Raw genomic sequence first — 21,295 nt, forward strand, 5'->3', positions numbered from 1 at the left:
TAAGTCCAATTACAGACTCTCCCTTCGCGTCAACGAGATTAAAACGTCCCAGATCCTTTTACTGCTGTTACTCTCATAACTATCTGGTCGTCTCCCGTTAAGCCTCATGCAATCGTGAGCTTTTGTTATACAGTCTATGAGATGTTGTTTAAGTTCATGCTTGGACGCATGTTCATCCCACACAATATTTCCAGTCATTTGTTCAAATAAGGCTGCATTCCTCTCTTGGTGGCCATCAGAAGCGCCACGCCACGGAACGATAAGAGAAGGAACACCGAGAACCATTAATTCCGCAAGGGTAGATGCCCCTGCTCTCGCTATGACAGTATCTACAACCGAATAGATTATAGACATATCCCACTGTCTTTCAACTGCCACAATGGTATCTGTTCCAAAGCAACGTCCCTTACCGCCTACGACAAGAAAAGTTACATCGTTAAGATCAGACTCTTTTGCTAATTCACATATTGTTTGAAAGAGAGGGGTACTTGTAAGAGATCCACTTAATACACCAACGATAGGGCCTTTCGGAAAAGCTACCCCTGTATCTAGTTTACTCCAAGCTTCCTCACGGTCAACTATTTTAAATCTTCGAATTGGAATTCCCACGTGATTAAATTTACTTTTTCCCAGAGGATAGCACTCTGTCCATCCCGCAAGGATTGGAATTCCAAGCTTTTTCGCTATTCGTGTCACTTTACCAGCTATAGAATTTTGTTCATGAATTATTACAGGAACTTTGCAAAGCAAACATGCTAACATCGGAGGAAAAGAAACATATCCTCCAAAAAGAACACACACATCCGGCCGATCTTTTCTCAAAAAACGCAACATCTTAAAAAAGGCCGAAAAAAGGCTCAACGTGCGATGAATGATTTTTCTCATCTTTAATATTCCAAGAGGAGAACCTTCAACCGGCAAAATTTCAGGAGTTATCCCGCAACCTTTATATATTTCTCTTTCCAAAAGTCTTGATCCACATATATACGTAATATCGACAGGGTTATCGATATTTTCTTTCATCCAATTACCTAATGAAACAGCTGGGAAAATATGTCCGCCTGTTCCTCCTGCCACAAAAACTGCTTTTTTCATGACTGTACACCTACTATCTCTTTCGTTATGCGAACAATAAGGCCTGCTCGCACCCACATCATGAGCAAGGAACTTCCCCCATAGCTCACAAATGGCAACGGCATACCGGTTAATGGCATCAACTTCGTTACACCGCCGACATTAATAAAAAAGGGCAACAAGACAGAAATTACAAGCCCCCATAGAAGCGTTCTCATAAAAAAGTCAGAAGTATTTCTATAGACTCTATAACATCTCCACGTCCAGAACGCAAAAAGAAAAACAACTAGAAACGTTCCTATAAAGCCAAATTCTTCCCCTATTGCCGCAAAAATATAGTCCGTATGAGCAGCAGGAAGATAGTTCATTTTTTGTAGTCCTTTCCCAACACCTACACCAATAAGCCCTCCATTAGCGAAAGCTACAAGCCCCTGTATAACCTGAAATCCACTATCTAAAGGTTCTTTCCATGGATCTAAAAATGCAACATATCTACGGAAACGATAACTTTCTTTTATAATGACGGGGAAAAGAAGTGCCAGCCCCCCTGTTCCGACAATAAGAGGATATCCCCATCCCTGACTTTCTACATGCACTCCCATGCAAATAATTGATAATAGAAGCATGCCGCCTATATCAGGCTGCATAACCAACGGAAGCGCAGAAAAAGCAATCATAGCCATAGTTATAAACCAAAATTTCCGAGAAGCCGTCTCTTCCGAGCGTGATAGACATTTGGACAAATGAATAACTGTAGCGAACGACAACAGTTCTATGGGCTGAAACTGAACAGGTCCCACACTTACCCATCGCTTCGCCCCACCTGCCTCAATCCCTAGTCCTGGAATGAGCGTTAAAAAGCAAAGAAAAAAAGCTAAAATCCAAAGAGGGGCGCTCATCCTTTTCCAAACACTTATCGGTAATAAATACATGGTAAACATGGCACATAGCCCAAGAAAGCTCCATTGGACTTGCTTAAAACCAATAATAAATGGAGATCCCCACACTTCCATAGACTCCTGAGAAGTGAGAGAAACGATCATCACCAGCCCTAAACAATTAAGGACAAGGGGAATGATCCATAAAAGAGGATCTACGCGTGGTATTTTTTCGATCACAACAATCCTCCATACGCTTTGACAAGGTGCTGGAAATGTTCACCCCGTTTCTTATAACTCGGGTACATATCCCAACTTGTGCAAGCCGGAGAAAGAAGTACAGTCTCTCCGGGACGAGCTAGCTCCATTGCCCTTTTAACTGCATCTTCCATTGATTCCACCTCAACACACTGTGTAAAACCAATGTTCTCCAAAGCAGAAACAATCGCTCTTTTTTCTGCTCCAAGCACTATGGCAACTCGTGCTTCTTTTTTAACTACTTCTGCGAGAGGTGCATAATCCTCTCCTTTACCTTGTCCTCCAAGAATAACAACTTTAGATCCATGTATTGAGGCTAGCGCAGTTGAGCTTGCTGCAACATTTGTCCCTTTCGAATCATCAATATATCTAACGCTATTTATCTCTGCAACAAAAGTGCATCTATGAGGCAAAGGGACAAAATCAACAAGCTGGTCAGGAATTTTCTCACAAACTACCCCGCCAAGAGAAAGAGCAGAAACTGTCATTGCAACATTTTCTAAATTGTGTCGTCCTATAAGAGGCACATCTTTATATTCGAAAAGTAATTGTTCTTTTTCATAAGAAAGCCAGGCACCCTTTTCTTCCATTCTGATAAAAGCGTTTGTTTCGAAGACAGGTGTTTCTTTATACCAATATAAAGAAGCAACACTCAATCTATTTTGAACATTAAGAGCCTTAATATCTCTATTCTGTACAACAGCCCAACACCCTGCATTCTGTAAATGAAGTAGATTTGATTTCGCCTCAATATATTTCTCGTAGGAACCATGCCAATCAATATGATCCGGCGCAAGATTAGTAACAATAGCAACGTGGCTTTTTAAAAGGTGAGCCCAATACAGCTGGAAACTGCTCAATTCAACAACAACAAAGTCCCAATCTTGATTCGTATACAAAGAAAGAGGGTTCCCAATATTTCCAGCCACAGCCGTTTTATAACCATATTTATTCAAGAGATGTCCCGAAAGCATTGTTACCGTGCTTTTGCCATTACTTCCCGTAACACCTATTATTTTCCCTCTAATATGTGGCGCCACAAAATCTATTTCGCCGATGATAGGAATATTACGTTGCCGAGCCTCCTTCAATATCGGAACTTCTGGTGAAACACCAGAACTTACAACAATACAATCTGCTTCCAAGGCTCGGGGACTATTTTTACCGACTTCCCATTGAATTCCCTGTCTTTTAAACTCTTCTTCGCTTCCAAATGGAAGTGAATCCTTTTTTTCTGTAACAAAAACATTCGCGCCAAGAGTTTTAGCCAATTGAGCTAGTCCCTTTCCGCTCACTCCAGCACCAAGAATTGTTATATTTTTTCCCTCAACAGGCTGAATATTCTCTGTCATCGTTGTGCCTTCTTTCACCTAATCAATGAAAATTTCTATCTATAACAAAGAGATTAAACTAATCAATATAACTGCACCTATACTATGTATTAGCCAAAAGCGCGTAACAATCTGATTCTCGCTCCATCCCAAAAGTTCGAAATGATGATGTAAAGGGCTCATTCTGAAAACTTTTCTCTTAAACTTATGGATAGCAATAAGTTGTATGGATACAGAAAGAATTTCTATACCAAATAAAAATCCCAAGGGGACAATGGCTATAAGAAAATTACTAAATACACAAAGACTTACAAGAATACCCGCAAGAAAATGTGATCCTACATCCCCCATAAAAACAGATGCCGGGTTGGCATTATACCAAAGAAAAGCAACACACATGGCAAGAGTTGCTAAAGCACACCCACGCACCAAATTATCGCCTGAAATCCATACCAAAAAGGCGATAATGGAGATAATAGTTGCTCCGATAGCCAAGCCATCAAGACCATCTGTTACATTTACGGCATTAAGCATTCCTATAGTTATAAAAGCTAATAATGGAACAGCAAGCCACCAAGAGAGCTCCATTCCAGGCCAAAGAAAGATACCATGCTTTAAAACAATCAACGCAGACCATGGGATAACAAGTAATATTTGTGCTGCAAGTTTAGAAAGGCTCGAAAGGCCTTCACTTGATCGACTTTTAAATTTAAGCCAGTCATCAGCAAAACCAATTAAAGCTGCACCCCAAGGCAATACCCAGAGTTTTAAAAGATTTCCCAATGTACCCCAGCCCATAAAAGTCATAAGAACTATAGCTATTAAAGAAGCAACAGGAAACATAACGCCACCCATTGAAGGTGTTTTTCCTTTCGTTTCGACATGAAGTTGAGGTCCATACTCTTTTTGAACCTGTGTCATATGCCAACGTCTAGACCGTTGAATCCAATCCTTTTCCAAAATAACACTACTTATCAAAATAATGACAAAGAGAAATAGCGACATCACGACTCTGTTTCCTCCATAAGAATCAATACAACTTTTTCAAGGTTGTGGATATGAGACCCTTTGAGCAAAACAGCGTCACCTTTCCCAATCATTTGAGCCAGTTCCTTGGCAAAGGGCTGAATAGCAGATAGAAGTACGATCTTATTCCTCAAAATTTCTGGTAATTTTTCCCATCCCCAACGCCATTCCTCTCCGATAAGAAAGAGAGCATCAAGAAAAGACGTCTCTCGCAGCACTTCTTCGTGCAATTGATCTTCGTCAAGCCCTAGTTCTTTCATGCTTCCAAGCACAGCTATCTTTCGTCCCACAACTGCGAGAGAAGCAAAAGTAGAAAGAGAAGCCTTCATTGATAATGGATTCGCATTATAAGCATCATCAATAATAAGAGCACCCCTATGAGTTGCAAATACGCATCCTCGTCCAGGAAGAGAACTCATCGTCTCCAAATTTTTTATAGCCTCTTCCCGAGGGTATCCCATTTCAAGATAGACAGCGAAAGCAAAAGCAATGAGTAAGGAATTATGCGATCCCCATAAGCCGCTATATATATCACTTACATGACCATCTATAGTGGATATCGTTGTTTTTAAGCGAGGCAAATTCTCAACGAGGTCAAAAGTTGTTTCTAAAACTCTAACTTCACCCCTTTGAAGTCCTACTCCAATTTTTCGATACTTCCCTGAAAAAAGAGAAACAGCATGTGCGAGCTTATCGTTATCAGCATTGTAAATAAGAGTTTTCAAAGCTGGCGTTTTCGCAATCTCCATTTTCGCAGATATAACCCCATCTATTGAACCGAGTCCTTCAAGATGTGCGGATGTAGCCTCAGTAATAATAGCCCTTGTAGGAGGAAAATAACGTACCATTTCTTCTATTTCGCCAGGTTTGTTTGTCCCCATTTCGAGGATAAGGACAGACGTGCCCGCAGGCATGCCTAAAATTGTGAGAGAACATCCTATAAGAGTATTAAAACTCTTTTCTGCTCCATAAACTAAAGGAGCCCCCTCAAAACATTTTTTAAGAAGCTCCCTTGTTGTCGTTTTGCCGACACTTCCAGTTATCGCTACAACTTCATCAGGCGAACAGGCTGAAAGATACGCCTGTGCCATTCGAGCCAAATCTGTTGTTGTATTTTCCACCTCAATAAGGGCTTGCCCTTCTTTGAGATTATTTTTTGAGAAACGATCCTTTTCTGCTATAACAAGAACTGCCCCTCGTTTAAAGGCATCTTGTATATAATCATGACCATCTTGATTATTTCCTCGAATAGCTACAAAGGCAGAACCAGGACAAACCTCTCTGCTATCAACACAAAAAAGATCAGGCAAATTTAAGTCGTCCCCCCACCATGAAACGCCTATAGACTCTGCCAAATCAGAAACTTTCCATAGCAACCATTTCAATCTAATTCCACCTCAATCCCACATCTAAAGCCCATTGCTGAATAGCTTTTGAATCGCTATATTCTATTTTTTGATCATGCATAAGTATAAAACGTTCAGGTCCTTTCCCAGTAATTACGACAACATCTCCCGCTTTAGCCATGGAAAGAGCTGTACGCACAGCCTCATTACGGTCAAGAATTCGATAATGAGGTGGATTTGTGGGTACATTCGTAATTCCCGCTTCTATTTCTTCAGCTATTTGTGACGGGTCTTCACTTCGAGGATTATCCATCGTTACAATAATAACATCTGCAAAACGTGCTGCAACCTGTCCTAAGAGAGGCCTATTGGCACTGTATCTTTCTCCTCCATGTCCAAAGACAGAAATGATCTTTCCCTGACATACCTCTCTTAATGTAGAGAGTACGTTTTCCAAAGCATCTGGCGTATGGGCATAATCGACAACTCCACAAACTTTATTGCTAAAAAAGTACTTTTCCAATCGCCCTGGAACTTGGGGCATTGTTTCCAATCCCTTTTGTATAACATCAGGAGCAAATCCCATTTTATAGCACATAGTAATAGCACCTAAAGCATTATATATGTTGAAGCGCCCCGTAAGGGGCAAGCCCAAAGCTATATGTTCATCGTTAGGAAAAGTTACATTCATATGTATTCCAGAAAGAGACATTTCAAAAGAGTTGAGAGTAATATCATGACATTTATTTTCATTAAGACCAAAAGAAAGACACCGTTCTTGGAATGCTGAAAACAAAGTCTCTCCGTATTTATCGTCTATATTTATAGCTGCACACCAATCGTCTATGACATATTCATCAAAAATTTTTTTCTTTGCAGCGAAATAATGCTCCATATCTTTATGATAATCAAGATGTTCTGGGGTTAAATTGGTAAAAAGCAAGCTCTTAAAAAGACATCCGTTCAAACGTCCCTGAATAGCCCCATGAGAAGAAGCCTCCATAACAACACTTGTACATCCATTTTTTACCATACGTGAAAGAAGACGTTGTATTTCACAACTTTCTGGCGTTGTTCTGTCTGCTTCAAGATCTCTTTTACCATCTGAATATAGAATTGTTCCGATAAGCCCGCACTTTTCTCCCGCCGTTTCTAAAATACTACGGACCATATATGAGGATGTACTTTTACCATTGGTCCCTGTTATGCCATAAAGAGAGATTTTCCTTGAGGGGAATCCATAGACAGCTGCCGCTGCATATCCCATTGCCCAGCGAGCATCTTCCACGATAATCTGAGGAACTGATAAAGGTAAGGGATATTCACAAAGTAAAGCAACTGCACCTCTTTGTACTGCATCTGCAGCATATTGGTGTCCATCATGTTTTTCTCCTCTAATGCAACAGAAAAGGCTGCCATCCTTACATTCTTGCCCTTTATTAAATACATCGTGCAGAGCAACTGACGAATCTGACACATTATGAGTTTCTTTCAAAAGTTTTTTTTCTTTTAACGTCTCAAGGACAAGCTGCAAATTCGACATGGACATACTGCCTCTCTTTCGTACTCATTCTAGTTCCTATAGATTAAGTAAAGCCATATCTTCAACAATAGATTTAAAAAGTGGGCCGGCTACATCTCCACCATAATAACGTCCTTTTGATGGCTCTCCTATAACTACGAGCATAGCGTATTGAGGAGATTCATAGGGCCAGAATCCAATAAAGGAAGCCACCCATTTATTTTTTGCATAAACTCCTTTTTCCGCTACCTGCGCTGTACCTGTTTTTCCAGCCAATGTCGTCACCTGTGTATCTGCCCTTTTGCCTGTTCCATTAATAACAACATCCCTCATTACTTTTCTTACCCATGCTGCAATGGAAGGGCTAACTACCGTCCGAATAACCTCTTTTTGCCCCTTATATATAACTCGCCCCTTGCTATCTGTTACTTCTGCAACAATGTATGGGCGCAAAAGGTCTCCACCATTTACGATAGCACTTGTCGCAGTTAAAAGATGCAAAGGAGTCATACCTATTCCCTGCCCTATCGCTATATTAGCAGGCACAACTCCCCTCCATTGTTCCGGCGATGGTAAAAGGCCAGATTCAACGCCATTAAGTTCTACACCTATAGGTTGACCAAATCCCCACTCTCTAAGACTGTTATACATATTAAAAGGAGGAATGCGTAACCCTAGCTGCGCCATTCCGACATTTGAAGATTTTACCACGATATCCCCTAAAGAAAGTTTTCCCCAATTATGATATCCTGCTTCAGAAATTGAACCGTCTGCTACTTTGATTCTGTGAGGAGTTTTAAATATTTCAGAAGGATAAGTTACTCCCTTTTCAAGAGCAATCGCCACTATAACAGGCTTAAGAGTCGAGCCAGGCTCATAGACCCTACCTATAACACTGTTAAAAAGTTTTTTGGTATCAAGAAGGTCCTTTCTGTTGTTAGGGTTAAAGCTAGGGACGCTTGCCATTGCTAATATTTCACCTGTTTGAGGATTCATACAAAGAGCAGCTCCCCATCGTGCTTTATGCATATTCACTGTCTCTTCCAAACGACGTTCAACTACATATTGAATTCGCATGTCGACTGTCAGGCAAACCTTTCCCTTATGCTCTATTTTGTCAAGGTCCGATAGTGTTGTTGTCACATCTATTGCCTGACCAGAAGCATCTTTAATAAAAAATCGAATTCCTGGAGGTGAGTATAAAAACTGATCCCAAACAAATTCTGTTCCACTAAGGCCTTTATCATCAATATCGCAAAAGCCTAAAACGTGAGATAGAAGAACATTTTGTGGATAAATACGCTTCTTTTCTTGAATTCTGTAAAGGCCAGGCAAATTCAAAGCACTCATAGCATCTGCTTCTTGCTGGTTTACCTTTCTTGCTACCCAATGAAAGCGTCCAGATAGAGGTGAAGATATTTTTTTTATTACGCTAGTTGGAAGATGTTTTTTTAGTGCCTGTGCGTTAGAAGGGGCCCAGAAGGCAGGATCGATAAAGAAACTGTAAGCAGGCACTGACAATGCTAAGGGGTTCCCTTGTGTATCGACAATAGAGCCACGAGTTGTACTTACCGGTATTTCACTCCAATATTGTCTTTGAGCTTGGCGTACAACTCTTTTATCAGGTAAACAATGTACATAAAAAAGACGAATAATTACAACAATAAATAACAGAAAAACCCAAGGCCAAGGTCCTTTAAAAAAGTTTTTTTTCATCGCGTTATGTCCATGCTATTATCCAAACTTTCGTATAATTAAATTACTCTTTCGCTGTAGCTTGTGAAGAGAATAGCGAAAAAAGAAAGTCTAAACGCCCTCTATGCGAAGGGGAAAAAGCAACATTTATCGCCTGTCCGTGTAGAGGATTAGTCATGGCAACAAGCACTTGTTCCGTTTTATTATTTGCAACCATGCCAAGATGTTGCTGCGAATATCCATAGATAGCTTCTGGAGACGTAAGAGAGGAAAGATCACGACGCATATCCACTTCTTGCATCTCATAATTTTCTATTTGAAGGTTAATATCATGAAGACGGCCTTCGAGACGAGTAGCATAAAGCCTTAAAACGCCTAATCCCACAAAAGAAAAAACCATAACGAACATGAAAGAAACAAAGTAAGGACTTACTTTTCGTCTCGACTCACAAAACTGCTGACACGCTTGAGTATCGTACACGATCTGTCCACCTCCCCCTAAATAGAACTCTCCTTCTCTACTTTTTGGAACGCTCGCAACTTTGCACTTCTCGCTTTGTAATTTCTCTCAACTTCTTCATCGGTAGGTTTTAAGGGTCTGCGGTTTAAAAGTATTCCCAAACCTGAACTAGCCCACTCTCTCATGGCGTATTTAACGATGCGGTCTTCTAAAGAATGATAACTGACTACGACAATAACTCCTCCTGGAGCAATATTATCTATAGCAGATGAAAGGCCCTCTTCTAATTCATGCAATTCATCGTTCACATAAATTCTCAACGCCTGAAAGACCTTACGTGCAGGATGTCCACCCATTTTTCTTTGCACCGGTGCTGGTAAAGAAGCTCTGATAGCATCAACGAGTTGAAATGTTCGTTCTATTGGTCCATTTTTATCCCGAAATCTAGCTATACCAGAAGCGATACGCCTTGAATAACGCTCCTCTCCGTACTTCCAAAAGATATCTGCAAGATCTTTTTCTGAGAAAGTATTAATAATATGAGCAGCAGAAAGCACCCTTTCTTCCTGCACGCCCTCCATCCTCATATCAAGTGGGCCGTCATTCTGAAAAGAAAAACCACGCTCAGGAACGCTAATTTGCAAATTAGAAACGCCAAGATCAAAAACCACTCCATCCGGCCTCACTTTTTCTTCCATAAGCACTGTAGATAAAGAGCTAAAGGAGCATCTATGAGTAGAAACTCTGTGAGAAAAAGGCTCTAGTCTCTTCCTTGCCAAAGAAAGTGCTTCTCTGTCTCTGTCGATACCAATTAATTGAACGTCAGCAAATTCCTTTAATATCTCTTCGGCATAACCACCTAACCCTAACGTAGCATCAACAATAATGTGCGGTTCTTCTATATTTTTAAGTTTTTCAATAACTTCATTCACCATAACAGGAATATGCTCTATCATCAGAATCCCTCTATTTCTTCTGCTATTGCTGGTAACTCTTCCATGATCTGCAAGCTATAAGTGTTCCAAAGTTCTTTATCCCATAACTCTATATGATCACTTACTCCGACAAAAAGAGCGTCTGATTGTAGAGATGCATGATCACGAAGCAGCTGTGGGATAAGTATTCGGCCTGCACTATCGATAGGAAGCTCGTGGGCACTTGCTAACATTACACGCATAAGTCCTCTCGATTTGCTTTTTGAGAAAGGAAGTTCTTGCAACTTTTCGAGAACTCTTGACCAATTTGACATGGGATAAATAGATACACACTGATCAATACCTATAGTGGCAACCACACATTGGCCGAGTTCCTGCCGGAATTTAGCAGGAAGAACTGTTCTACCTTTTGAGTCGACCTTGTGTTCATAGGTTCCCACCAACATGGGGATTCCTCCCACTTTATGACATTTTCTACCACTTTATCCCACATTATCACCCTTTCTAAATAACAAATAAGCCCATAGAACCATAAAAATCTCTTTTTAATGGTTCTATGGGCTTATTTTTCATCAAACTATAATAATAAGGAGCACTTTATAAGCCGGGTTCTGTATGAAAAATGGTCATTTATCTAGTAAAAACCTCGCGGTTTTTCTCAAGCGACCGTACCCAGAGGTCAGCGGGCAGCCTCATCCCTCTCTATTCGGTCTTGCTCCGGGCGGGGTTTGCCAAGCATATCAGTTGCCTGATACCTGGTGGGCTCTTACCCCACCTTTTCACCCTTACTTCAAAAAGAAGCGGTATCTCTCTGTGGCACTTTCCTTTGGTTTGCACCAACTGGACGTTATCCAGCGCCCTTGCCCTATGGAGCCCGGACTTTCCTCTACACTATAAAAGTATAGCGACCATTTAAAATACTCCTTAAGGCTTATTTTAGCATGTTTTTCTTCTTTTTGTTATTTGAATGCTGTTTATGGTATATAGTATTATTTGTTAATATAACTCAAATATTCTTATGAGGTGACATTATGCCAGAACGGAAAAATTACGACTCTCCTGAATACGACATCTTTAAAAAGAAAATAAAATCAATGACAGGTTTAGATCTTAATTCTTATAAAAATCAAATTCATCGGCGCGTTCACATGCTTATGCAGCGATGGGATGTAACATCGTATGAAATATACTACGAAATCATAAAGAAAGACGACAAGAAACTTCGTGAATTTTTAGATTATTTAACAATCAACGTCTCCGAGTTTTTCAGAAATCTTCCACGATGGCAAGACTTAGAAATGAAAATCATTCCAGAGCTTATAAAAACGAGAGGGTCAAAACGATTAAAGCTATGGAGTGCAGGATGTGCTACAGGTGAAGAACCTTATTCACTTGCAATTTTGTCTTCAGAAACAGGATTAAGTTGTCCTCCACACGTACTGGCTAGTGATATTGATGAAGGGGCTATAAAAATAGCTAAAAATGGAGTTTACCAAAAAAAGCAAACCATTAATATCCTTCAAGAGCGTATAACGAAATATTTTACTTCAATTGACAGTGAAACATTAGAGATTAAAAACGACGTTAAAAAGCGTGTTTCGTTTGAACGTATCAATCTCATAGAAGATGGATTTAAGAATGATTTTGATTTAATTTTATGCAGAAACGTCGTTATTTATTTTGAAGCTGAGACTAAAAGAAAACTTTATGAAAAATTCTTCAAGGCACTAAGGCCTGGCGGTTGTTTATTAGTCGGATCTACAGAACAGATTTTTGAACATAGAAGCATAGGTTTTGAATCTGCAGGCCCCTTTATTTATCGAAAACCACAATAAAATAAGGTAAAAAGCATACAAAAGGAGCAGAGGCATAATAACCTCTGCTCCTTTTTTTTCTTGGGTCTAGTGAGAGCGAACGATATCTTTAATCTTCATCAACCGGCTAAGAGTCGAGCGCTCTTGTTCATCGAGCTTCATCGTTATATAACGAATCGTCTCGTTGAAGTTTGGAATCATAACATGTTCAAGAGCATTGACACGACGTCTTGTTTTTTCAATTTCTGAAGCCATAAGACGAATCGCTTTCTCTTTTGCTGCGAGTGTAATAAGTCTCGGAAGCAACTTTGAAAACTGTTCCAAAGCAACATCAAGGCTTCCTTGCGTTGTGGCAAGACCGTAGCTAAAAGGATTTCCTTCCTGTTCAACAGCATATTCCGGAACAACAACACTCATAACATTTTTCTTAGCAACACTCAAATTACAGCGAGTACCAGAAATCATGAGAGCTTGTTCCAACATTACTGGTAATGTCTGTGCCCGTGCAAGAAGGAAGCTGCGATAACATGCCATCAATTCTGACTCTAACTCCTCGCGGAGAGCTTTGGCTTCACGTGCACGTTCAAGAAACTCCTTAATCAAAGCATCCTGTTTATCTTTAAGAAGCTTATGACCGCGCTTCGCAACAACAAGTCGCTTTTTTAAACGTGATAACTCCATCCGGTTGGGGTTGACGTTCAACCGAGCCATACTTCGTCACCCCCTACTCTGTAGCAGAAACTGCTTCTTTGTTTGTCTCCTCTTCGTGCAGCCTCGGTTTAAGATACTTCTCAATGTAAGCATCGCGAATACGCTTGAGTTCCTTCACCGGGATCATCGTTAAGAGATTCCAACCTAATTCAAGAGTCTCTTTCACTGTACGATTTTCATACTCCCCTTGGCGCACGTATTTATCCTCGAACTTATCAGCAAAACTTGCGAAAGCTTTATCTTCTTCAGTTAAAGCACCTTCACCAAGAATAACTGCAAGTTCTTTTGCTTCTTTACCTCGTGCATATGCCGCAAAGAGCTGGTTCATAAGGTCAGCGTGATCTTCCCGTGTTTTCTCCTTACCAATGCCCTTATCTTTCAAACGAGAAAGAGAAGGCATAACGTCTACTGGCGGATAGATACCCTTTCTGTGAAGCCCACGGCTCAAAATGATCTGCCCCTCTGTAATATATCCAGTGAGGTCTGGAATCGGGTGCGTTTTATCATCTTCAGGCATTGTCAAAATTGGAATCTGGGTGATAGATCCTTTCTTACCTTTAAGACGACCGGCTCTCTCATACATAGTCGCAAGGTCGGTGTAAAGATATCCAGGATAACCTCTACGTCCAGGAACCTCTTTACGAGCTGCTGAAATTTCACGAAGAGCTTCGCAGTAGTTCGTCAAGTCTGTCAGAATAACAACGACGTGCATGTCCTGCTCAAAAGCAAGGTACTCTGCAGCAGTCAACGCTAATCGAGGTGTTGTAATACGCTCAATTGCAGGGTCATCTGCCAAGTTAACAAACATAACCGTTCTCTGAATAGCGCCTGTTCTTCTAAAATCTTCCATGAAGAAAGATGCTTCTTCAAATGTAATACCCATAGCGGCAAAAACGACGGCGAAATCTTCGTGTCCACTGATAACAGTCGCCTGACGAGCAATTTGTGCAGCCATACGGTTGTGAGGAAGTCCGCTTCCGGAGAATATAGGAAGCTTCTGTCCTCGAACCATTGGGTTCATTCCATCAATGGTAGAAATTCCTGTCTGAATAAATTCAGAAGGATAATCCCGAGAGAACGGATTCATAGGCATACCGTTAATATCCAACTTCTTATCTGGAAGAATCGGAGCTCCACCATCTATAGGTTCGCCTCGTCCGTTAAAAATGCGCCCCAACATATCACGGCTCACTGGCAGGGTAAGAACTTTTCCAAGGAAGCGAAGTTTTGTTTCCTTAATGTCTATACCATCTGTTCCTTCGAATACCTGAACGAGAGCTCTATCAGACGTTATTTCGAGAACACGGCCACGGCGCATTTCTCCGCTAGCTAGCTCTATCTCAACGAGCTCGTCGTAACGCACATCCTTGGTTTTTTCCACAACCAGGAGCGGGCCCGACAGTTCTGTGATAGTACTATACTCCTTAGGCAGCATCACTATCGCCCCCCACTGGTATAAGTGCATTTATCTCAGATTTCATTGTTGCATCAAGAGAATCAAGCTGAGATATTTCTTTTTCATCAACATAACGCATACGTGCAATTTGCTCACGTACAGGCAAGTTGAAGACTTCATCCATTGACGCCCCTCGTTTAAGTGCATCCATACCAAGATGATGGAATATCAGTATGTTCTTCAGCATCTTAAACTGTTTTTCCATAGAAGCATATGTATCGATTTCATGGAAAGCATTCTGGTGAAGGAAATCTTCTCTCAAAGATTTCGAAGTTTCAAGAACCATACGTTCTTCCTTAGAGAGAGCGTCAACTCCAACAAGTCGTACAATCTCTCTAAGCTGATCTTCTTCTTCGAGAAGAGACATGCCTTCAACTCGTAAGCCACTCCACTCATCATCGAACTTTGTATCCCAATACTTATCAAGAGTATCCGTATAAAGAGAATAGCTCAAAAGCCAATTTATGGCTGGGAAGTGTCGCTGATAAGCCAAGCTTGCATCAAGTCCCCAGAAAACCTTTGTAACTCGTAATGTGTTCTGGCTAACAGGCTCTGAAAGGTCTCCACCAGGAGGAGAAACTGCTCCGATAGCTGTTACGGATCCCTCTCTGCCGTCTGAGCCTAAGCAAATAGCACGACCAGCTCTTTCATAGAAAGATGCAAGTCGTGTACCCAAATATGCAGGATATCCTTCTTCACCTGGCATTTCTTCAAGACGTCCGGACATTTCACGAAGAGCCTCAGCCCAACGGCTTGTAGAGTCTGCCATCAAAGCAACTGAATATCCCATATCGCGATAATATTCAGCCATTGTAATAGCTGTATAAATGCTCGCTTCTCGGGCAGCAACAGGCATATTCGATGTATTAGCGATAAGAACCGTACGTTTCATCAATGGTTCTCCAGAACGAGGGTCTTCCAACTCAGGGAATTCAAGAAGAACGTCTGTCATTTCGTTACCACGTTCGCCGCAACCAACGTAAACAACAATATCCGACTCTGCCCACTTAGCCAATTGGTGCTGAATAACTGTCTTTCCAGATCCGAAAGGACCGGGGACACATGCTGTTCCACCTTTGGCTATGGGGAAAAATGCGTCTACAACACGCTGTCCAGTGGTAAGAGGGATAATGGGCGGTAAACGACGCGCAACTGGGCGAGGTTTACGTACAGGCCAACGCTGCAACATTGCAACATTGGTTTCCTTTCCGTCTTTATTTTTAATGACAGCTACCGTTTCTTCTACAGTAAATTCTCCATCTTTAATGTCAGCAACCGTTCCTGCAACACCGTAGGGAACCATTATTCTATGCTCGACAAGAACTGTTTCTCTAACAACACCGAGAACATCTCCAGCCTTAACTGCGTCTCCGGCTTTTACGCGAGGTTCAAATTTCCATTTTTTATTTCTATCGATTGCAGGTACATCGATACCACGAGATATAAAGTGGCTTTTAGCCGCTTCTTCAATTAAGTTCAAAGGACGCTGAACTCCATCGTAAAACTGCTCTATGATTCCTGGACCTAACTCGACGCTCAAGGGTGCCCCAGTACTGATAACAGGTTCGCCTGGCATAAGACCTGATGTTTCTTCGTAGGCCTGGATCGAAGCAAGGTCACCCTTAAGTTCGATTATCTCACCTACTAGTCCTATATTACCGACTCGCACAACGTCATACATACTGGCGCCATACATACCCTTTGCGACAACAAGCGGTCCGGATATTTTTTCTATGGTCCCTTTAATGACCTTTTCCGTGGCCACAATAAATCGCCTCCAGCATAAAAGTCTATTTCACTGCAAAGATATCCATCCCAACCGCTCGTTCCACGCTATTTCGGATGGATGCTAGCCCAGCTCCAGAACCTCCCTTGAGGCCAGGAATAGGCAATACGCTCACAGGATATTCTTCATTAATACTGTCCACAACAGACATATATTTCACAAAAAGAAATTCCTGTATAAAAACAACCGCATACTTCTCTTTGGCTAATTTCAGAAGGAGAGTTGCAAACTTCTCATCATCTTCTTCAGAGATCACGAAAGGTTTAACCCCCACTGCCTGAAAAGGAAGTACTGTTTCGTATTCGCCAATGGCTGCCATTGGTTGGTTCAGTTCATTAGCCACGACGCATCAACCTCCTTGCCAGGTCTTTATCCATGCCATTTGCTACAGAAACTAGGGCTATTCTTAGATTTTTAGCCTCAATTTCTTTATTCCACAAATAACTTAAGACATTCTCTGGGGCAAAAGCACCATATTTGGCTGTTTTCAAAATCCCTGTTATGTAATCGTCCAGTACCTTCTCCATCTCAACAAGAAGTGCATTCATATCAGAACTATCCTGAATTAATGAAAGTGCCTGCCCTATGTCCGCATATGAAAGAACCCTAGTCCAGCTCTCTATTGGCTCAGAAAGCATAGCTAAAAGTTTCTCAACAGAAACAAAGCCTCCAGCGTGAAGATACGGTTCTACCGCAGTAGTGTCTTTTTCCATTCTTTTAAGACGAAGCATATTCCGCAAATTTTCCGCGTCAATCTTACCGCGTACCCACAACAACGGGGTTTCATAATCCAGTTCACGGGCCATTTTCAACATTTCTCGGAATAAGACTCCGTCTAAGAAACACTCTACATCTAGCACATTATGTGTCTGCTCCCACAAGGCCAATGCCTTGGGAAAGGCCAAATGAAGATTATAAGGAAGCAAACGGAAATCTTCACTTTCTACAGCCATAATCATGTCGTCAGTAGGAATATTTCCTAAATGGGTTAAAAGCTCAAAACGGCGATCTTCTCCTTCACGTTGAAGAATTTGACTTTTTAAAAGCACTTTCACGTTATGAAAATCATAGGGCAAACGGCATATCTCAACTAATTTAGCGTCAGGAGCAAATTTAGCAACTTCATCGTAAACATAAAGAAGCTCTGACTCTATTGCCTTGTCAAATTCAGCGTTTGTCTTAAGCTCGGCAAACCAGGAAGCATAAACAGTTTCACCTAAAACTTTCATTGCGCTATCCAAGTCGCCACTATCGATAAGTCTCTGCAGCACGCTATCATCGAGAAGGCGGTTTTCCATAGCCCGCAGGCGAGCAACTGTATATCCATACCGCACTGCTGTAGCCATGCTGCCCACCTCCCGTCTACTCAGAGAACAGCCGTTTTGCAACGTCTGCCTCTATATCTTCTCTAACCCATTTAATCAGCATATCGAAAGAACAATTCGTATCGATCTCGCCTTTTCTCAGGATAAATCCTCCAGAGATAGGGGAGGTTGCCTTGTCAAAAGTAAGAGAAGTCTTATGTTTTTCGTTATATTTATTCAGCCATTCTTCGTTGAGATTCTTCTCTTTGGCTGAGACAAACAGTGTTTCTTTTCCAGTGTCTACAGCCTTTTCAAGAAGTTTCTCGCAAAAGTCCACATACCTCTCCGCAGGAAGATTTGCCATTTCATGCAAAGCTCCATCAAAAGCATGAGATATAAGATCCTGCCGAGCCCCAAGCATTATTTTTTTCACATCGAGGTTAGCCACGATTTCACGGCGTTTAAGGACTTCGGGTTTTTCAGCGCTAAAGCGATCACTATAAGAAGACTCAATCTTACTAACTTCTGCCTCAGCAGCTTTTCGGACTTCGTCTGCTTTTTCTTTTGCAACTTCAAGTATTTTTTCAGCTTCTAATTTTGCATCTGCCTCGATTTTTACCTTTATATCTGCCAAAGACATTACTATTCACCTCTGGCTCAACGGTTAAATCTGAATGCCGTTGAGTAGGATGATGCTCATAAGAAGAGCAAGAACAGCATACGTCTCAACCATAGCCGGTAAAATAACAGCCTTACCGGTTTCTTCTGGCCTTTTCGCTATCATCTGAATACAAGCCGCAGATGTTTTTCCCTGGGCAATCGCCGAAAAATAACCTGCAATGGCGATGGGAAGGCACGCAAAGAAAATGCCAAGGCCCTGCCACACGTTAATACTAACGCTTGCCCCGCCACCGAGAAGACCTACCTTTAAAATAGCAAAGAACGCTATAAGAAGGCCGTATATGCCCTGTGTCCCAGGCAATGCCTGAAGCAAAAGGACAAGACCGAATTTACCAGGATCCTCTGTCATAACTCCGGCTCCTGTTTCACCTGCAATACCAACGCCTATAGCTGAACCTGCACCTGCAAAACCAGCGGCCAATGCCGCACCGAGAACTGCCAACATAATTCCGAGAAGATTCATACTAACAAACACTCCCCTCATTCTTTGAACTTAATATGCAACTAAGGTTCTTTTTTCTCAGGAATAGAAACAAAATTTGTATTGAGCGCTAGCGGGGCGAAGCTTCTGCCACCACCTGAATAAAACTTACTGAAGAACTCTACGTATTGCAAACGCAATGAATGGACAAACGCTCCCAAAACGTTAACAGCAACACTGAACAAATGTCCACCTAAAAGAAGAATCAACGCTAAAATCCAACCAACAAAAGGGATACCTCCAGCAAGACCTGCCAACATATTAATAATTGACGCAATGGCTGCAGAAGCAAGACCTAATGCTAGCAATCGGCTATAACTCAAAACATCTCCAAGGTAAGCTGTTACATTGTAAAGGCTGAGCACACCCGAAATGGCCTTTTGTACAATGCCGCTTTTTGCCCGACCCTGTGTCGACACAAGAATTACAGCACCTAAAATTGCTAAGATTTTACCGATTCCTCCTATACCTCCAGATAATTTTCCGCTCGCAGCTCCTCCCAAGAGCAAGAGTCCCGTGAGGAAAACTATCCATCCGCCCTGATCAGCAAAAGCTCCCATATAATCTTTTTTGCGCAGACAATCGTAAAAGGCAATAAACAGCCCAAAGAAAAGCTGCACAATACCCAATGCCAGTGATACAAAAAGTATTGTCATCGGGTCATCCATAGGATTAATCAAAACTGGGATATTTTTGAGAGGACGCAAGAACTTAAACATACCAAAAGCATCAATAAGATCTCCAAACCAGCTACCAGTTACAGATCCCACAAGAATAGTTGCAATGGCTGAGAAAATAAACAATTTGAAGAACTGTTTAGTTCCATGGGGCATGCGCTTAAACTTTTTCATGAAAAATGCGAAAAATCCAAGCATTATGAGCCCATACCCACCATCCCCTAAACACATTCCAAAAAATACGAAGAAAAATGGTGCTAAAAACGGGGTGGGGTCAAGTTCGCCATATTGTGGTACTCCATAAAGTTTCGTAAGGGTTTCGAAAGGAAGGGAAAACCCTTTATTAACCAAAAGAGTAGGAGGTTCATCTTCTGGTTCCGGATCGGAAACAACTAACTCAAGAACAGACTGATACGGAACAAGGTCCTTTTTCAATTGCTCAACTGCAGAAGAAGGAACCCACGCCTTAAGGATAACAGTTTTATCCGTAAAGCTACCATTGATCAGCGCTTCCTGTCTTGACTTGAGAATTCCCCAATAATCACTGAGAGCTCTTATTGTAGGAACCCACTTTTCAGCATTTTCTGTTACTACAGCTTGAATTTCCTGTTCTTCACGCTCCAAAGCATCTTTGCGAGCATCAAGACTGATTAACTCTTCCCCAACACTGAGTTTTAAATGAGCAGGAATATCAATGCGGGAAAATGAATATTTTGAACACACATCTAGAACTTTTTGTTCTAAATCTCTTCGATAGAAAATAGCAACCCAAGTTTCCTTTTCTTTCTCCCCATAAGAAGCAATGAAAAATTCACCGCTATCGCCTAACACTTCGCCAACAGCCTGCTTCCAGCTGGCCAAATGGTCAACAGGCATTGTCCCAACAGAACCTTTTACAAACTGGGTTCCGTTAGAAAGAAGATCAAGAGCATACGGCAACTCCGTAAGGTTTGAAAGAATAGATTTTGTTCCCTCAATTTGAGTAATTTCCGAATGAATTTCCACAAGCCTACGCTCAAGAGTACGCATTTCTTCTGCACATTTTTGAATATCTGTTTTTTCAGAAAGGTTAATAAGCTCCTGAACAGAACAATTCGGTCTTTCTCCTAACGCTCGAGCTAAAGGAGAAATCGTATCATTAAAATTTGGTTCTAAAAAACGCAGAAGGAAACGTATTTCACTGAGCAAGTTATCAATATGTTGCAAACGAGATGGAAAATGATCCCCAGAATCATCAAGCTCCTGCCGTGAAATAATTTCACAGGAACCTGACTTTTGGAGGACTGCCAGCACATCCTCAATCACTGAATTATGAACGTAAAGTTCAAGTTTGTTAAATCTAGCCACGGCCATATCTAGCCATCACCTCTTCCGCAATCCAGGCAGCGGTTTCTTTAACTCGCCCCTGATGGCTATTTAGAAAAGCTTGCGCGCTTTCTTCACCTGTCTTGACTATTTTCTCCGCTTTAGCTTCAGCCTCCTGCTCCACTTTTTGCAAATTGTCTCGATATTGTCTGAAGGCCTTTTGTTTTGTTTCTTTAACTCGCATTTCAGCCTCATTCTTTGCTTCACTGATTAAACGAGCTGCTTCATTTTTTGCATCTTTAACCATTTGCTTTGCTTCCGATTCTGCTTTTTTGATTTCATCAGCCAGGTTCGTCGCCATACCACCCACCTCCTTCCTGCTTCAACAAAGTATTCATCAGTGTAGGCTGTATTTGAGCATAAAGCCTGAGTTATTGTAATACCCATAAAAATTTGTGTCAAACTTAACAAATTATCAAAATGTTTATAGTATGATAATTTAAACTATTAAATTTACATTTAAAGGGGATTTTTTTCACTAAGAAGGCCCGCTCC

Annotated in this window: 20 protein-coding genes and 1 other RNA gene; 1 reads left to right on the top strand and 20 read right to left on the bottom strand. The window is 41.3% G+C overall.

Going from position 1 to position 21,295, the window contains the following annotated elements; all coding sequences use genetic code 11:
* Positions 1-9: 9 nt before the first annotated feature.
* The 11 genes from RBH88_RS05985 to rnpB all read right to left on the bottom strand — a co-directional run bounded on the left by RBH88_RS05985 (position 10) and on the right by rnpB (position 11,449).
* Complete coding sequence (locus RBH88_RS05985; protein ID WP_213701510.1) at positions 10-1,095, bottom strand: glycosyltransferase; 1,086 nt, start codon at positions 1,093-1,095, stop codon at positions 10-12.
* On the bottom strand, positions 1,092-2,192 hold the full coding sequence (locus tag RBH88_RS05990; protein WP_213695295.1) for an FtsW/RodA/SpoVE family cell cycle protein: 1,101 nt from the start codon (positions 2,190-2,192) through the stop codon (positions 1,092-1,094). Before RBH88_RS05990 ends, RBH88_RS05985 begins: the two co-directional genes overlap by 4 nt.
* Positions 2,189-3,562, bottom strand: coding sequence for a UDP-N-acetylmuramoyl-L-alanine--D-glutamate ligase (murD, locus tag RBH88_RS05995; RefSeq protein WP_213695294.1), 1,374 nt, complete (start codon positions 3,560-3,562; stop codon positions 2,189-2,191). The genes RBH88_RS05990 and murD overlap by 4 nt, the downstream gene beginning before the upstream one ends.
* 39 nt (positions 3,563-3,601) lie before the next feature.
* The gene (gene mraY, locus RBH88_RS06000; protein WP_213701525.1) at positions 3,602-4,546 is read right to left on the bottom strand and encodes a phospho-N-acetylmuramoyl-pentapeptide-transferase; all 945 of its coding nucleotides are present in this window, start codon (positions 4,544-4,546) and stop codon (positions 3,602-3,604) included.
* Positions 4,546-5,952, bottom strand: coding sequence for a UDP-N-acetylmuramoyl-tripeptide--D-alanyl-D-alanine ligase (murF, locus tag RBH88_RS06005; protein WP_213699182.1), 1,407 nt, complete (start codon positions 5,950-5,952; stop codon positions 4,546-4,548). The genes mraY and murF overlap by 1 nt, the downstream gene beginning before the upstream one ends.
* A 1-nt stretch (position 5,953) precedes the next feature.
* Positions 5,954-7,456 (bottom strand): UDP-N-acetylmuramoyl-L-alanyl-D-glutamate--2,6-diaminopimelate ligase, encoded by a 1,503-nt coding sequence (locus RBH88_RS06010; RefSeq protein WP_307879444.1) that lies wholly within the window; start codon positions 7,454-7,456, stop codon positions 5,954-5,956.
* 36 nt (positions 7,457-7,492) lie between these two features.
* Complete coding sequence (locus tag RBH88_RS06015) at positions 7,493-9,151, bottom strand: penicillin-binding protein 2 (RefSeq protein ID WP_213695291.1); 1,659 nt, start codon at positions 9,149-9,151, stop codon at positions 7,493-7,495.
* Between the two features lie 43 nt (positions 9,152-9,194).
* The gene (locus RBH88_RS06020; RefSeq protein WP_307879445.1) at positions 9,195-9,611 is read right to left on the bottom strand and encodes a hypothetical protein; all 417 of its coding nucleotides are present in this window, start codon (positions 9,609-9,611) and stop codon (positions 9,195-9,197) included.
* Between the two features lie 17 nt (positions 9,612-9,628).
* Positions 9,629-10,546, bottom strand: coding sequence for a 16S rRNA (cytosine(1402)-N(4))-methyltransferase RsmH (gene rsmH / locus RBH88_RS06025; RefSeq protein WP_213695289.1), 918 nt, complete (start codon positions 10,544-10,546; stop codon positions 9,629-9,631).
* Complete coding sequence (gene mraZ / locus RBH88_RS06030; protein WP_213692059.1) at positions 10,546-10,971, bottom strand: division/cell wall cluster transcriptional repressor MraZ; 426 nt, start codon at positions 10,969-10,971, stop codon at positions 10,546-10,548. The genes rsmH and mraZ overlap by 1 nt, the downstream gene beginning before the upstream one ends.
* Before the next feature lie 139 nt (positions 10,972-11,110).
* Positions 11,111-11,449: RNase P RNA component class A (gene rnpB, locus RBH88_RS06035), an RNA gene on the bottom strand.
* A gap of 107 nt (positions 11,450-11,556) precedes the next feature.
* Here rnpB and RBH88_RS06040 point away from each other — a divergent pair.
* A complete protein-coding gene (locus RBH88_RS06040) occupies positions 11,557-12,360 on the top strand; it encodes a protein-glutamate O-methyltransferase CheR (protein ID WP_213695288.1) in 804 nt (267 codons plus the stop codon).
* Between the two features lie 66 nt (positions 12,361-12,426).
* Here RBH88_RS06040 and RBH88_RS06045 read toward each other — a convergent pair whose 3' ends face one another.
* Genes RBH88_RS06045 through RBH88_RS06085 form a run of 9 tightly spaced genes read right to left on the bottom strand, consistent with a single transcriptional unit; the run spans position 12,427 to position 21,101 of the window.
* On the bottom strand, positions 12,427-13,050 hold the full coding sequence (locus RBH88_RS06045; RefSeq protein ID WP_213692057.1) for a V-type ATP synthase subunit D: 624 nt from the start codon (positions 13,048-13,050) through the stop codon (positions 12,427-12,429).
* A 13-nt stretch (positions 13,051-13,063) separates the two neighbouring features.
* Positions 13,064-14,485: a V-type ATP synthase subunit B gene (locus RBH88_RS06050; protein WP_213695287.1), complete on the bottom strand. Its 1,422-nt coding sequence runs from the start codon at positions 14,483-14,485 to the stop codon at positions 13,064-13,066.
* Positions 14,475-16,271 (bottom strand): V-type ATP synthase subunit A, encoded by a 1,797-nt coding sequence (locus tag RBH88_RS06055; RefSeq protein WP_213699179.1) that lies wholly within the window; start codon positions 16,269-16,271, stop codon positions 14,475-14,477. The genes RBH88_RS06050 and RBH88_RS06055 overlap by 11 nt, the downstream gene beginning before the upstream one ends.
* Before the next feature lie 25 nt (positions 16,272-16,296).
* Complete coding sequence (locus RBH88_RS06060; RefSeq protein WP_213692055.1) at positions 16,297-16,635, bottom strand: V-type ATP synthase subunit F; 339 nt, start codon at positions 16,633-16,635, stop codon at positions 16,297-16,299.
* Positions 16,628-17,638, bottom strand: coding sequence for a V-type ATPase subunit (locus RBH88_RS06065; RefSeq protein WP_213695285.1), 1,011 nt, complete (start codon positions 17,636-17,638; stop codon positions 16,628-16,630). The genes RBH88_RS06060 and RBH88_RS06065 overlap by 8 nt, the downstream gene beginning before the upstream one ends.
* A gap of 16 nt (positions 17,639-17,654) precedes the next feature.
* Positions 17,655-18,236, bottom strand: coding sequence for a V-type ATP synthase subunit E (locus tag RBH88_RS06070; protein WP_213695284.1), 582 nt, complete (start codon positions 18,234-18,236; stop codon positions 17,655-17,657).
* Positions 18,237-18,260: 24 nt separating this feature from the next.
* Positions 18,261-18,740: a V-type ATP synthase subunit K gene (locus RBH88_RS06075; RefSeq protein WP_213690404.1), complete on the bottom strand. Its 480-nt coding sequence runs from the start codon at positions 18,738-18,740 to the stop codon at positions 18,261-18,263.
* Positions 18,741-18,781: 41 nt separating this feature from the next.
* Entirely contained in the window at positions 18,782-20,788 is a 2,007-nt protein-coding gene (locus RBH88_RS06080) for a V-type ATP synthase subunit I (protein WP_307879446.1), read from the bottom strand.
* On the bottom strand, positions 20,775-21,101 hold the full coding sequence (locus tag RBH88_RS06085; RefSeq protein WP_213690406.1) for a cell envelope biogenesis protein TolA: 327 nt from the start codon (positions 21,099-21,101) through the stop codon (positions 20,775-20,777). The genes RBH88_RS06080 and RBH88_RS06085 overlap by 14 nt, the downstream gene beginning before the upstream one ends.
* Between the last annotated feature and the right edge of the window lie 194 nt (positions 21,102-21,295).

The organism is Aminobacterium sp. MB27-C1 (assembly GCF_030908405.1).
GTDB lineage: Bacteria > Synergistota > Synergistia > Synergistales > Aminobacteriaceae > Aminobacterium.